Genomic DNA, 13124 nt, shown 5'->3' with positions numbered 1-13124 from the left:
TCCCGATGGCCCGTTAGATCCCCAACTCCTGCGCGAGCATCGCCGCTTGCACCCGGCTGCGCAGCCCCAGCTTGCCCAGCAGGCGGCTGACGTGCGTCTTCACCGTGGCCTCGGCCATGTTGAGCCGGGTCGCGATCTCGGCGTTGGGCAGCCCCTCGCCGAGACACGACAGCACTTCCCGCTCGCGCCGGGTCAGCTCCTCCAGGACCGCCGGGTCGGCGCTCGACTCCCGCACCGGCTTGGCGGCGAACTCGGCGATCAGGCGCCGGGTGACGGCCGGGGCGACGATCCCCTCCCCGTTCGCCACCGTGCGCACGGCCGTGAGCAGGTCCCGCGCCTCGGTGTTCTTGAGCAGGAAACCGGCCGCTCCCGCCCGCAGCGCCCCGAAGACGTACTCGTCCAGGTCGAAGGTGGTCAGCACCAGGACGTCGGCCAGCCCTTCGCCGACCACCGTCCGGGTCGCCGACACCCCGTCCAGCCGGGGCATCTGCACGTCCATCAGCACCAGGTCCGGCCGCAGTTCCCGGGCCAGCGCCACCGCCCGCTCGCCGTCCGCGGCCTCCCCGACCACCTCGATGTCCGGGGCGCTGCCCAGGATCAGCACCAGTCCGGCCCGGACGGCGGACTGGTCCTCGGCGACGAGGACGCGGATCATGCCGGGTCTCCTTCGGTCAGCGGCAGGGCGGCGCGTACGTCCCAGATACTGCCGCCCGCCGAGTCGGGGTCCGCGACCGGCCCGGCCTCGAAGGTGCCGTGCAGCAGCGCGGCCCGCTCCCGCATGCCGACCAGGCCGGCCCCCGATCCGGGGGCGCGCGGGGCGTCGTGGTCGCCGTACGGGCTGGTCACCCGGACCCGCAGGACGTCGTCGTGCCGGGTGAGCCCGACCCGTACCGTGCCCCGCGGGGCGTGCTTGAGGGCGTTGGTGAGGGACTCCTGCACGATCCGGTACGCCGCCAGCTCGACCGGCGCGGGCAGTCCCTCGCCGGGCGCCGCCTCCAGGACGACGTCGAGCCCGTTGGCGCGGGCGCCCTCGACCAGGGCGGCGAGGCCGTCCAGGGTGGGGGCAGCGGCCGGTTCGGTGTCCCCGCCGGTGTCCCGCAGGATGCCGATCAGCCGCCGCATCTCGGCCAGCCCCTCGACGCTGTTCTCACGGATGACGCCGAGCGCCTGCCGGGTGGTCGCCGGGTCGTCCAGGGAGAGCGCGGCGGTGGAGTGGATGGCGATCGCGGAGAGGTGGTTGGCGACCATGTCGTGCAGCTCGCGCGCCATCCGGGAGCGTTCCGCGGTCACCGCCTGCACCCGGTCCATCTCGGCCAGCAGAGCCGTCTGCTCGGCCCGCAGCCGGGCGGCGTCGGCGGCCTCGCGGTGGCTGCGCACGATCAGCCCGGTGGAGGCGGGCGCGAACGACACGACGCCGACGGCCACACCGACCAGCAGCGCCTCGGGCACCCGCCACACGGCGAACGGGACCAGCGTCGCGGCCACGGTGAGCAACCCGGTGATCCACGGGATGCGGCGGGCCGAGGCGGGCGGGCCGTACAGGACGGCGGCGTACATCACGTCGGTGTACATGATCACCGTGACCAGGCTGCCCTGGGTGACCGTGTCCGCGGTCAGCGCGGCGGTGCCGATCAGCAGGCCGGTGCGGGGCGCGGTGCGCCGCAGCAGCTCGCAGCCCGCCATGACGGCCAGCGGGACCAGCAGCGGCCAGCGGCCGTCGAACAGCACGATCGGCTCGTCGGCGGGGCGGACCCCCAGTCCGATGCCCCACAGCAGCAGTCCGCCCAGCAGGCCGGCCGACGCGACGTACACGTCGAAGCGGTGCGGGCGGGGGAGTCGTACGGCCATGCCACCATCCAACACGGGCCGGGCCCCGCCCGCCTGATCCCGCGGGAGGGTCCCGTACTGCACCTTTCGATGTAGCGCGGGTTCGTCACCGGCGACGACGCTCCGGGCCGCCGCGCGGGAGAGCCTGGAAGGGCGATCGAGAGGAGCGCACCGTGATCGTCACTTTGATCGTCGTCTGCGAGATCGGCTTCTGGGTCCTGCTGGCGGCCGGACTGGCCACCCGCTACCTGTTGCGGATGCCGCGCACGGGCATGGCACTGCTGCTGTGCGAACCGCTGCTGGAGGTCGTGCTGCTGGTCGTCACCGCGCTGGACCTCAAGAACGGCGCCGACCCGAGCTGGAAGCACGGCCTGGCCGCCCTGTACATCGGCTACACCGTCGGCCACGGCCACCGCACCGTGCAGTGGCTCGACGGCCACGCCGCCCACCGCCTCGGCGGCGCCCCGAAACCGGCCGGACCGCCCCGCTACGGCATGGCCCGCGCCCGGCACGAGGGCACGGTGTGGCTCGGCACGCTGCTCGCCGCCGCGGTGGCGACCGGGCTGCTCCGGCTCGCCATGTGGTACGTCGACGACCCGGGCCGCACCGGCTCCCTGGAGAACTGGCAGTACACCGCCTGGCGCGCCGCCGGCATCCACGGCCTGATCGCGCTGACGTACGCGATCTGGCCGAAAAGGGCACCGGCCGAGACGCGCCCCGCAGGGGCGCGGGGAACCGCGCGACCGGCCACGGAGGAGCCGCAGACGAACGACACCGCCGGTCCCCGGCACGCCGAGCGGAGCGTCTAGCGCTCGCCGCCCGGCACCCACAGCACGTCCCCGACCTCCTTGTTGGCCACCCGGGCCAGGATGAAGAGCAGGTCGGAGAGCCGGTTGAGATAGGTCGCGGCGAGCGGGTTCATCGTCTCGCCGTGCACCTCCAGCGCCGCCCAGGTGGAGCGCTCGGCCCGGCGGACCACCGTGCACGCCTGGTGCAGCAGGGCCGCGCCGGGCGTGCCGCCGGGCAGGATGAAGGAGCGGAGCTTCTCCACCTCGGCCAGGAAGCGGTCACAGTCCGCCTCCAGCTTGTCGACGTAGAACTGCTCGACCCGCAGCGGCGGGTACTCGGGGTCCTCCACCACCGGCGTCGAGAGGTCCGCGCCCACGTCGAAGAGGTCGTTCTGCACGCGGACGAGGACCTCGACGACCCCCTCGTGCAGGCCGCCGAGGGCGATCGCCGTGCCGATCACGGCGTTCGCCTCGTTCGCGTCGGCGTACGCGGAGATCCGCAGGTCGGTCTTGGGGGTCCGGCTCATGTCACCGAGGGCGGTGGTGCCCTGGTCGCCGGTCCGGGTGTAGATGCGCGTCAGGTTGACCATGGGACCAGCGTAGTTACGCCCCGGCGGTACGGAAGACGCGGTGGCGGAACGGCACGGGGTGCGGGAGCACGTCCGGCCGGGCAGGGTCGGGCAGGGCCGGGCCCAGGGTCGGCGGGAGCATCGGGCCGGACGGCGATGTCGAGCGACAAGGTGCTCAACTACGCCGTACGGGGCGCGGCCTGACACCCGGATGACACACCCCGGTGTGATGTCCGTCATCTGAGACGTGACGCGCGTTACTAACCGGTCACACAGCCCCTCACGGCCGCTAATCTCCGGCCGAGAGAAGAGAAACAGCGCGTATCAGGGGAGTCGCACAGTGGCACGGAAGCTCGCCGTCATCGGAGCCGGTCTCATGGGGTCCGGCATCGCCCAGGTCTCCGCCCAGGCGGGCTGGGAGGTCGTCCTGCGCGACGTCACCGACGAGGCGCTCCGGCGCGGCACCGACGGCATCAGGGCCTCGTACGACAGGTTCGTCGCCAAGGGGAAGCTCTCCGCCGACGACGCCGAGGCCGCCCTCGCCCGCATCACCGCGACCACCGAGCTGGAGGCCGTCGCCGACGCGGACGTCGTCGTCGAGGCGGTCTTCGAGAAGCTCGAGGTCAAGCACGAGATCTTCCGCGCGCTCGACAAGCTGGTGAAGGACGGGGCGATCCTCGCGTCCAACACCTCCGCCATCCCGATCACCAAGATCGCGGCCGTGACGGAGCGCCCCGAGCGCGTCGTCGGCACCCACTTCTTCTCACCGGTCCCGATGATGCAGCTGTGCGAGCTGGTGCGCGGCTACAAGACCAGCGACGAAACGCTCGCCACCGCACGGGAGTTCGCCGAGTCCACCGGCAAGACCTGCATCGTCGTCAACCGCGACGTCGCCGGCTTCGTGACCACCCGCCTCATCTCCGCCCTCGTCGTCGAGGCCGCGAAGCTGTACGAGTCGGGCGTCGCCACCGCCGAGGACATCGACCTCGCCTGCAAGCTGGGCTTCGGCCACGCCATGGGACCGCTGGCCACCGCCGACCTGACGGGCGTCGACATCCTGCTGCACGCCACCGGCAACATCTACACCGAGTCCCAGGACGAGAAGTTCGCCCCGCCGGAGCTGATGCGCCGGATGGTGGACGCCGGTGACATCGGCCGCAAGAGCGGGCAGGGCTTCTACAAGCACTGAGGTCGCATCAGCCCCGGGAAACGTCACACGCCGGGGTGAATTCGGTATCGGTTCGCTTACAGGCGGCAACCTCCGATCGTTTCGGCCAGTCAGAGGTTGCAACACCTGACACCGCGAGAGATCACACCGAGCATCGAAGAAACGCAGAGACGACGAAGACGCATCCCGGGGAGCGCATATGCACATCAGGGGCGACCACGTCGAGCTGGTCGTCGGGGGCCGCCTCGACGTCCGCAGCGCGGCGGACGCCCGTACGGTCCTGCACTCGGCCGTCGACGACGGAGTCGGCGACCTCGTGCTGGACCTGTCCGAACTGGACTCCTGGGACGCCACCGGACTCGGCGTGATCATGGGAGCCCACCGACGGGCCGGCCGCTGCGGCCGGCGACTGGTGCTGCGCGGGGTACCACCGCAGATGCAGCGCCTGCTGGTGGCCACCCGGCTGCACCGGATCCTGGCCATCGAGGGCGGCATCGGCGTGGAGACCCTGCCCAGGGTGTGACGCCCGCGGCGGGCGGGGGAGGGCGAAGACCCGGACACCGCTCGGCGAACAGCCCGACACACGCAATCCTCACGAGACTGTGACGTCTCGGACGGGGCGGCACCCCGCCCTGTCGGAGATACTGGGCGAAGGTTTAGGGTCTGGCTGCCCGCCGACCTCGCGAACCCACTGGCGGGCCCGGACCAGAAGCGACAGCGCGGTGTGCGGCAAGGCCGGGAGGGGTGGTCCCGACCGGGGCCCGGCACACGACGCTTTTGGGGGGCTTGAACCTATGGACCCGAACAACCTGGGGCCCGAGGAGTACGGCCAGGACGGCGACCACCAGGCGCCGCGCCCGCGCCCGCCCAGGGACCCCCTCACCACCGACTTCGGACAGCCCGCGCCCGCGCTCGCCCGCACGGTGCAGCTGGTCGCCGGCGACTTCCTGCTCACCGTCAACCCGGTCGACGGCAGCGAGATCGAGGTCCGCCCGCCCGGGGGCGTCTCCCGCTCCGGCGAGTTCGACGGCGGGGCGGACCGAGCCGCCCGGCCCGAGAAGCTCACCGCGGCCGAACGCGCCGAGGTGGGCCGCGCCGCCCGCCCGCCCGTACCGCCGGGGCCGACCCGCACCGTACTGGGCCTGCTGGCCCGCGACGACGAACGCGAACGCCTGGTCCGGCTCCTCGCCCGCGGCCGTTCCGTCCGCCTCACCGGCCCCGCCGGCTCCGGCCGCACCAGCCTCCTGGACCTCGTCGCCGAGGACTGCGCGGGCCTCGCACCCGACGGAGTCGTCCGGCTCAACGGGTTCCACCGCACCGCGGACGACCTGCTCCACGACCTCTTCCGTGCCGTCCACCGCGCGCCCCTGCACCGCCCGGACCGGGAGGAACTGCTCCGGCACCTCGGCGAGGTCGGCGCGGTCGTCGTCCTGGACGACATCGAGTTCGGCGGCGCCGCCCTGGACGAGCTGTTGGACGCCACCCCCGAGTGCGCCTTCCTCATCGGCGCGACCCCGGACGTGCCCGCCCCCTCGGCCGACTCGGCCGTGGAGGAGGTCTTCCTCACCGGCCTGGACCGCTCCGACGGCGTGGAGCTGCTGGAGCGCGCCGCCGGCCGGACCCTCACCGAGGACGAGGCCAACTGGGCCGGCGACCTCTGGTTCGAGTCCGAGGGCCTGCCGCTGCGCTTCGTCCAGGCCGGCGCCCTGCTGCGCCGTCGCGACCGGCAGCGGGCCGGCGCCGACGCCGTCGACGAGTTCGGCGTCTTCACCGACGCCCGCCCGGCCGACGACGTGCCCTACGACGCCGCCGAGAGCGACGAGGTGCCCCTGCCGTCCCTCGGCGAGGCCGCGGCGCCCGCACCGCTGCTCGCCTCCCGGCTGAGCGCCTCCGCCCGCGCCACCCTGGAGTTCGCCGTCGCGCTCGGCGGCGAGGTGCCGCACCAGGCCCACCTGCCCGCACTGGTCGGCGACACCCACGCGGACGCCGCCCTCGGCGAGCTGGCCGACTGCGGACTGGTCTCGCCGGTCGGCGCCCGCTACCGGCTCGCCGCCGGGGTGCTCGCCCAGCTGGAGAGCGCCGGGTACGCCGACGGCGCACCGGAGCGGGCCCTGTCCGCCGCCCAGCACTACGCCTGGTGGGCCGGACACCCCTCGGTCACCCCGGAGCGGGTCTGCGCCGAGGCGGACGCGGTCCTCGCCGCCCTCGCCGTGCTGCTGCCGACCACCACCCCGCCCGCGGACGACGAGGAGAGCCCCGCCGTCCAGCTGGCCCGCACCTCGGCGCCCGCGTTCGCCGCCGGGCTGCACTGGAGCGCCTGGGAGCGGGCGCTGCGCTCCGGCACCGAGGCCTCCCGGCTCGCCGGCGACGTCGCCGAACAGGCCTACTTCCACCACGAGCTCGGCGTCCTCGCCCTGTGCGGGGGCCAGCTGGACCGGGCCCGCGCCGAACTGGAGGCGTCCATCGGGCTGCGCGGCGCGCTGTCCGACAAGCGCGGCGCCGTCGCCGGCCGCAGGGCCCTGGCCCTGGTCGCCGACCGGACCGGGGACACCCCGGGGGCGGGCGGCGGCGCGGGCGTCTTCGGTGCCCTGGGGGCCGGTGCGGGGCTCGGCGCCGCGGGCGCCGCGGACCTGGGGCTCGGCCCCACGGCGGGGGAGGAGGTGCCCGACGCCCGGCACGAGGAGTCGGCGTCGCCGCCCGCGGGCGTACCCGCGCCCTTCCCGCCGCTCCAGCCGCCTCCCCAGTTCCCGACCCTGGTCACCAGCCGGGAAGCCGCCAAGGGGCCGTCCCGCAAGGCGGGCGGCGGCATCAGGGGCCTCGCGCGGCGCAACCTCGCGGCCGCCGGAGCGGGCGCGCTGCTCGTCGCCGTGCTCGGCACGGTGGTGACCCTCGGCGCCACCTCCGAGAACGACGCCGGCGACCCGTCCGACCAGGTCGGCGTCAACCCGTCGGCGAGCCAGGGCATCGACGACGGGAACCTGGGCGCGGACCGGCCGGCGGACGACGGGGCGAACCCGGGCGACACCGGCCGGCCGACGGACCCGGGCCCGGACGGCACCCCCGGCACCTCGGACGACCCGACGCCGAGCGAGTCGGCGCGGCCGTCGGACGGCGCGAGCGGTTCGAGCGGCACCGGCGATCCGCAGGACAGCGAGAGCCCGGACGACTCCGGCTCCCCGGACGAGTCGAGCAGGCCGCCGACCTCACCGTCGACCAAGCCGACGTCGCCGAAGCCCACGGACACCGAGCCCACCGACCCCGGGACGCCCACCGAGACCGAGGAGCCCACGACGCCCGCGCCCAGCGACACGGGCACGCCTCCGCCGCCCACGGCCCCGGAGACGTCCAACAGCGCCAGCGGCCCCGGTACGCCGCCCGCCACGGCCAGTTCCCCCGTCGACGGCACCGCGACCGCCTCGCAGAGCAGCACCGCGACCGGCGGCACGGGCACTCCGGGCGGCTCGGGCCCGGCGACGGAGCAGATCATCTGAGGCGCCGGCGACGGACGGGAGGGCCGGGTCCGTCCCGCGGACCCGGCCCTCCGTCTGTTCGCCGTGGGCGACGCCCGCTCAGAACAGCCGCAGCTTGTCGTCCTCGATGCCCCGCATGGCGTTGTAGTCCAGCACCTGGCAGCCGATCCCGCGGTCCGTGGCGAGGACCCGGGCCTGCGGCTTGATCTCCTGCGCGGCGAAGACACCGCGCACCGGGGCGAGGTGCGGATCGCGGTTCAACAGCTCCAGGTAGCGCGTGAGTTGCTCGACGCCGTCGATCTCACCGCGGCGCTTGATCTCGACCGCGACGGTCCGGCCCTCGGCGTCCCGGCACAGGATGTCCACCGGGCCGATGGCGGTCATGTACTCGCGGCGGATGAGGGTGTAGCCCTCGCCCAGCGTCTCGATGCGGTCGGCCAGCAGCTCCTGGAGGTGCGCTTCCACGCCGTCCTTGATCAGGCCGGGGTCGACGCCCAACTCGTGCGAGGAGTCGTGGAGGATCTCCTCCATCGTGATGATGAGCTTCTCGCCCGCCTTGTTGACGACGGTCCAGACGCCCTCCTCCTCGCCCGTGCCCTCCTTCAGCGTGCAGGGCGGCGACATCCAGTTCAGGGGCTTGTAGGCCCGGTCGTCGGCGTGGATCGAGACGCTGCCGTCCGCCTTGACCAGGATCAGGCGGGGCGCCGAGGGGAGATGGGCGGTGAGCCGCCCGGCGTAGTCGACGGAGCAGCGGGCAATGACGAGACGCATGGTCGGCAACGCTACTCGACGTGCCGGGCCCGACGCGATTCGCCCGTGCCGGGGTGGCCGCGCGGGCTGTCCCACTTCTCCCATTGACCCCCTCTTGCGCACTGGCCGATAGTGCGCCCAACGGATGGGGTGCATCTAGGCATTCTCCTGGTGTCGTCAGGATCGGTTGCTTACGGTATTGAACGGGAGGTCGCGAACTGTGTACGCAGCGTGTTCAACATCGCGCTCCCCTAACTGTCCGGCAACCCCTGCCCGTCGGGGGTGCGAGAGGAGAACCCATGTCGCTCGACGTCTCACCGGCCCTACTCGAACAGGCCGAGCGAGGCGAGGTCGACGAAGCAGCATTCGTCGACTGCGTCCGGACTTCCCTGCCCTACGCATGGGAGATGGTCAGCAGTCTGGTGGCACAGCTGAAGGTCGACGGCGGAGCGTTCGCCGACAACCAGACGCCCCCGCCGGACGAGCAGGCGCGTGGTCAGCTGCTGCGCGCGCTCGCGAGTGACGCCATACGCGGTGCACTGCAGCGGCACTTCGGGGTGCGGCTGGCCTTCCAGAACTGCCACCGGGTGGCGGTGTTCCCGTTGGACTCCTCCGTCGAGGAGACGCTGACCCGCTTCACCTCGGTACGCAGCCAGGTGCTGAACCAGTCACCCGAGTTCCGCGACTGCTGAGGCTACGGCCGTCCGCTTGCCGCTCCGTACGAGGGAGGTGCGTTCCGTACCGGGGTGGCAAGCCCCGCGCCCTCAGCGGAGCTGGGGGAGCACCTCGGCCCCGAGCCGGCGTACGTTCTCCTCGGTCGCCGCGAGGTCGCCGGAGCCCTCGACGAGCAGGGCGAAGCGGGTGATGCCGGTCCGCTCGCCGGTCGCCGCGAGCCGGTCGGCGCACAGCCGGGGCGGCCCCACCGGGTGCAGTCCGCAGAGCAGTTCGGTGTAGGCGTGCGGGTCGCGCATCCGCCGCTCGCGGCCGTCCACCGTGATGTGGGCGTCCAGACCCTGCCGGAGCCAGCCCGGCATGGCCTTGAGCAGGGTCTCCGCCGCGTCGGTGCGCCGGTCCGCGATCTGGCAGACGCCGGCCGAGACATGGGCCGCGTCGTGGATCTCCGCCGACGGCCGGCCGGCCGCGCGGGCGTGCCGCCGCCACAGGGCGACCATCTCGGCCTTCTCCTCGTCCCCGACGTGCATGCCGAGCAGCATCGGCAGTCCCCGCTCGGCGGCCATGCGCACGCTCGCCGGTGACGTGCAGGCGACGACCACCTCGGGGCCGGGGGTCTCCGACAGCGCCTCCGAGGGGCGGGGGACGACGGGCACCTCACGGAACCGGAAGCGCTCCCCCGAGGCGCCGACGGCCGGTTCGCGCAGCCAGCGCAGCAGCAGGTCGAGCGATTCCGGGAAACCCTGCTCGTACGCCTCCAGACCCGCGCCGAACACCTCCAGGTCCACCCACGGGCCGCCCCGGCCCACGCCCAGCGAGAACCGGCCGCCGCTCGTGATGTGCAGCAGCGCGGCCTGCTCGCCGAGCGCGACGGGGTGGACGGTGGGCAGCACGCTGACCGCGGTGCCGACCCGCAGGCGGCGGGTGCGGCCCAGCAGCAGCGCGGCCAGCGTGACGGCGGACGGGCACGTGCCGTACGGCACGAAGTGGTGCTCGGCCAGCCAGACCGCGTCGAGCCCCGCCTCCTCGGCGACCTCGGCCGAGCGGACGGTGCGGTGCAGCGCCTCCCCGTGGCCCTGGCCCGGGAACTGGGCGCCCAACACGAAACTTCCTACGCGCATCGCTCTTCCTGCTTCCTCGGCTCCGACGCGGAGCTCCCCCACAGGGCATAACCGCCTGACACGTGCCGAGGACACGGCCGGGCGGAGGGATTTGCGGATTGTCTGCAGAATCGGCCGTCGCGGAGGGGGTGGGACGGCCCTCGGAGAAGCCTGCGCGGGGGAGTTGTGGTGGTTGGTGCCGTACGCGTACCCCGGCTCGCGCCGCGTAGGCTGGAAGCGGTCCGTACTTCCTGTATAGCTCCGTGAGGTGTCCTGTGTCCCCGCGTCGCAACCGAGCCAAGGGAGCCGGTCCGTCCGGCCGGAGCGCCGAGGACGACGGCTCGGGCCGTTACGGCGGCTGGCAGTCGGCGGAGAGCTGGCAGGGCGAGGACTGGAGCGTACGGCACGTGGCGGGCGCGAGCGCGCAGGGGAAGTCGTACCGGTGCCCCGGCTGCGACCAGCTGATCCCGGACGGGGTCCCGCACGTGGTGGCCTGGCCGGCGCACTCGGGCGTCGACGACCGGCGGCACTGGCACAAGTCCTGCTGGAGCGCGAAGGACCGCCGCACCACGCGGGTGCAGCGGTCCCGGAACGCCCCGAGGTTCTGAGTCCTCCTACACGTCCCGCTTCTCCAGCAGCGCGAAGGCGCCGGCGAACGCGACCGCCGTCACGCCGAGCATGATCCACAGCGGGTCCCAGCCGGAGGGGCCGGACTCGGTGAGGGCGTTGGCGTAGAAGATGCTGAGCTGGTTCGGGATCGAGTACTCGAACAGCGCCTGCTGCACGCTCTCCAGGGACGACGAGAACATGAAGAGCGCCACCACCAGCGGGGCGAGCACGGCCCCGATCATGATGGTGATGGCGCCCGCCGAGTGCCGGATGACCGAGCCCATGGCGAGCGAGAGCAGTCCGAGCAGCGCGATGTAGAGCGCCACGCCCACGGTGGCTTTCAGCCACTCCCCGCCGTCGGGCGCGCGGACGCCGCTGTCCTCCAGCAGCGCCACCTGCACGAGGGCCACGAGTGTGGCGGAGACCAGCGTCACGACGAAGGCCACCAGGAAGAAGACGATGGCCTTCGCGGCGAGCACCCGGCCGCGGGTGGGGCAGGCGACCATCGTGGTGCGGACCATGCCGGTCCCGTACTCGGACGCGGTGGTCAGCACGCCGAGCGTGATGATGCACATGCTGCCCAGGAGCAGGCCGAAGAAGCCGAGGCTCAGCGCGTTGTCACCGGTCTGGTCCGGCGAGGAACCGGCGACCACGAAACCGGTCAGCAGACCGATGCCGATGACCAGGAAGACGAACACTCCCATCGTCCACAGTGTCGAGCGCACCGACCGCATCTTCGTCCACTCGCAGGCGACCGCGTGCGCCAGGTGCGTACGCACCACCGGGATCGGCGAGGTGTAGGCGGGGTACGGCGAGCCGGGCGCCGCCTGCCAGTCGGGTGCGGCCTGCGGCATCGGGGGCTGGGGCGTGCTCATCGGACGTCCTCGGGCTTGGTCGGGTCGGTGACGGGCGCGGGGGCGGGCGCGGCGGCGGTCGAGGGGGCGGGGGAGGGCGCCTGCGGGGCCGGCGGCACCTGCGGCGCCTGCGGGGCCGCGTACGGGTTGGCGGCCCGGTCGGCCGGCGCCGTCCCGGGGGCGGCCGGGGCACCGTACGGTCCCGCCGGGGCCTGGCCCGACGCACCCTGCGGCGGCGCCGGGAAGGGCTGCGCCCCCTGCTGGGGCGGCGGCGGGGCGTACCAGCCGGGCTGGCCCTGTCCGGGGACCGGCATCGGCATCGGCGGCTGCGCCCCGGGCGGCAGCGGCTGCTGGAGCCCGGCCCGCTGGTCGGCGGTCGACCGGTAGTCGACGGCGCCCTGCGTCATCCGCATGTACGCCTCCTCCAGCGAGGCCTGGTGCGGCGACAGCTCCCACAGCCGTACGTCGCTGTCGTGCGCGATGTCGCTGATCCGCGGGAGGGGCAGGCCGGTCACCCGCAGCCCGCCGTCCTGCTCGGGCATCACGTGCCCGCCCGCCTCGGTCAGCGCGGAGGTCAGCTTCTCGCGCAGCTGCGGGTCGGTGTCCGGGGTGCGCACGCGCGCGAAGTCGGCGGAGTTGGCCGAGATGAAGTCCTTCACGCTCATGTCCGAGAGCAGCCGGCCGCGCCCGATGACGATCAGGTGGTCGGCGGTGAGCGCCATCTCGCTCATCAGGTGCGAGGAGACGAAGACGGTACGGCCCTCCGCCGCGAGCGCCTTCATCAGGTTGCGCACCCAGTGGATGCCCTCGGGGTCGAGTCCGTTGACCGGCTCGTCGAACAGCAGCACCTGCGGGTCGCCGAGCAGGGCGGCGGCGATGCCGAGCCGCTGGCCCATGCCGAGGGAGAAGCCCTTGGAGCGCCGCCTGGCCACGTCCTGGAGCCCCACCACGCCGAGCACCTCGTCCACGCGCCGGGCCGGGATGCCCGAGAGCTGGGCCAGGCTCAGCAGGTGGTTGCGGGCGGAGCGGCCGCCGTGCACCGCCTTGGCGTCGAGGAGCGCACCCACCTGGCGGGGGGCGTTGGGCAGCTTGCGGTAGGGGTGGCCCCCGATCGTCACGTGCCCGGCCGTGGGGTTGTCCAGGCCGAGGATCATGCGCATCGTCGTCGACTTGCCCGATCCGTTGGGGCCGAGGAAGCCGGTGACGGCTCCGGGCCGCACCTGGAAGGACAGGTTGTCCACAGCGGTCTTGTCGCCGTAGCGCTTGGTCAGGCCGACAGCCTCGATCATGCTCCGCACCCATCGAAAGGTTCAGGAC

At 73.5% G+C, this 13124-nt stretch carries 13 protein-coding genes; 6 read left to right on the top strand and 7 right to left on the bottom strand.

Going from position 1 to position 13124, the window contains the following annotated elements:
• Window positions 1–13: 13 nt before the first annotated feature.
• Window positions 14–655 (bottom strand): response regulator, encoded by a 642-nt coding sequence (locus AC07FV_RS17260; protein ID WP_479088123.1) that lies wholly within the window; start codon window positions 653–655, stop codon window positions 14–16.
• Entirely contained in the window at window positions 652–1848 is a 1197-nt protein-coding gene (locus tag AC07FV_RS17255) for a sensor histidine kinase (RefSeq protein ID WP_479088121.1), read from the bottom strand. Before AC07FV_RS17255 ends, AC07FV_RS17260 begins: the two co-directional genes overlap by 4 nt.
• A gap of 152 nt (window positions 1849–2000) precedes the next feature.
• Between AC07FV_RS17255 and AC07FV_RS17250 the strand changes: the two genes are divergently transcribed.
• Window positions 2001–2636 carry a hypothetical protein gene (locus tag AC07FV_RS17250; protein WP_479088119.1) on the top strand — a complete coding sequence of 212 codons (636 nt, stop codon included), beginning with the start codon at window positions 2001–2003 and terminating at the stop codon, window positions 2634–2636.
• On the opposite strand, the gene AC07FV_RS17245 is transcribed toward AC07FV_RS17250, so the two are convergent.
• Window positions 2633–3205: a cob(I)yrinic acid a,c-diamide adenosyltransferase gene (locus AC07FV_RS17245; RefSeq protein WP_479088117.1), complete on the bottom strand. Its 573-nt coding sequence runs from the start codon at window positions 3203–3205 to the stop codon at window positions 2633–2635. The genes AC07FV_RS17250 and AC07FV_RS17245 overlap by 4 nt on opposite strands.
• A 319-nt stretch (window positions 3206–3524) precedes the next feature.
• On the opposite strand from AC07FV_RS17245, the gene AC07FV_RS17240 reads away from it, so the two are divergent.
• The 3 genes from AC07FV_RS17240 to AC07FV_RS17230 all read left to right on the top strand — a co-directional run bounded on the left by AC07FV_RS17240 (window position 3525) and on the right by AC07FV_RS17230 (window position 7843).
• Window positions 3525–4373 carry a 3-hydroxyacyl-CoA dehydrogenase family protein gene (locus tag AC07FV_RS17240; protein ID WP_479088115.1) on the top strand — a complete coding sequence of 283 codons (849 nt, stop codon included), beginning with the start codon at window positions 3525–3527 and terminating at the stop codon, window positions 4371–4373.
• Between the two features lie 178 nt (window positions 4374–4551).
• Window positions 4552–4875 (top strand): STAS domain-containing protein, encoded by a 324-nt coding sequence (locus tag AC07FV_RS17235; RefSeq protein WP_003973611.1) that lies wholly within the window; start codon window positions 4552–4554, stop codon window positions 4873–4875.
• A gap of 271 nt (window positions 4876–5146) precedes the next feature.
• Window positions 5147–7843, top strand: coding sequence for an ATP-binding protein (locus AC07FV_RS17230; RefSeq protein ID WP_479088113.1), 2697 nt, complete (start codon window positions 5147–5149; stop codon window positions 7841–7843).
• A 78-nt stretch (window positions 7844–7921) separates the two neighbouring features.
• Here AC07FV_RS17230 and nucS read toward each other — a convergent pair whose 3' ends face one another.
• Complete coding sequence (gene nucS, locus AC07FV_RS17225) at window positions 7922–8593, bottom strand: endonuclease NucS (RefSeq protein WP_053137172.1); 672 nt, start codon at window positions 8591–8593, stop codon at window positions 7922–7924.
• A 278-nt stretch (window positions 8594–8871) separates the two neighbouring features.
• Between nucS and AC07FV_RS17220 the strand changes: the two genes are divergently transcribed.
• Entirely contained in the window at window positions 8872–9264 is a 393-nt protein-coding gene (locus tag AC07FV_RS17220) for an SCO5389 family protein (protein WP_356604622.1), read from the top strand.
• Window positions 9265–9336: 72 nt separating this feature from the next.
• Here the strand turns inward: AC07FV_RS17220 and AC07FV_RS17215 are convergent, their stop codons facing one another.
• Window positions 9337–10365 carry an LLM class flavin-dependent oxidoreductase gene (locus tag AC07FV_RS17215; RefSeq protein ID WP_479088111.1) on the bottom strand — a complete coding sequence of 343 codons (1029 nt, stop codon included), beginning with the start codon at window positions 10363–10365 and terminating at the stop codon, window positions 9337–9339.
• A 254-nt stretch (window positions 10366–10619) separates the two neighbouring features.
• Between AC07FV_RS17215 and AC07FV_RS17210 the strand changes: the two genes are divergently transcribed.
• The gene (locus AC07FV_RS17210; RefSeq protein ID WP_479088109.1) at window positions 10620–10952 is read left to right on the top strand and encodes an ATP/GTP-binding protein; all 333 of its coding nucleotides are present in this window, start codon (window positions 10620–10622) and stop codon (window positions 10950–10952) included.
• 6 nt (window positions 10953–10958) lie between these two features.
• Here the strand turns inward: AC07FV_RS17210 and AC07FV_RS17205 are convergent, their stop codons facing one another.
• Both AC07FV_RS17205 and AC07FV_RS17200 read right to left on the bottom strand, forming a co-directional pair.
• Complete coding sequence (locus AC07FV_RS17205; RefSeq protein WP_479088107.1) at window positions 10959–11828, bottom strand: ABC transporter permease; 870 nt, start codon at window positions 11826–11828, stop codon at window positions 10959–10961.
• Window positions 11825–13096 (bottom strand): ABC transporter ATP-binding protein, encoded by a 1272-nt coding sequence (locus AC07FV_RS17200; protein WP_479088105.1) that lies wholly within the window; start codon window positions 13094–13096, stop codon window positions 11825–11827. Before AC07FV_RS17200 ends, AC07FV_RS17205 begins: the two co-directional genes overlap by 4 nt.
• Window positions 13097–13124 lie beyond the last annotated feature (28 nt).

Source organism: Streptomyces sp. NPDC045956 (assembly GCF_056430705.1).
Note: the sequence above shows the minus strand (reverse complement) of the source record. Positions and strands in the feature narration are given on the sequence as shown.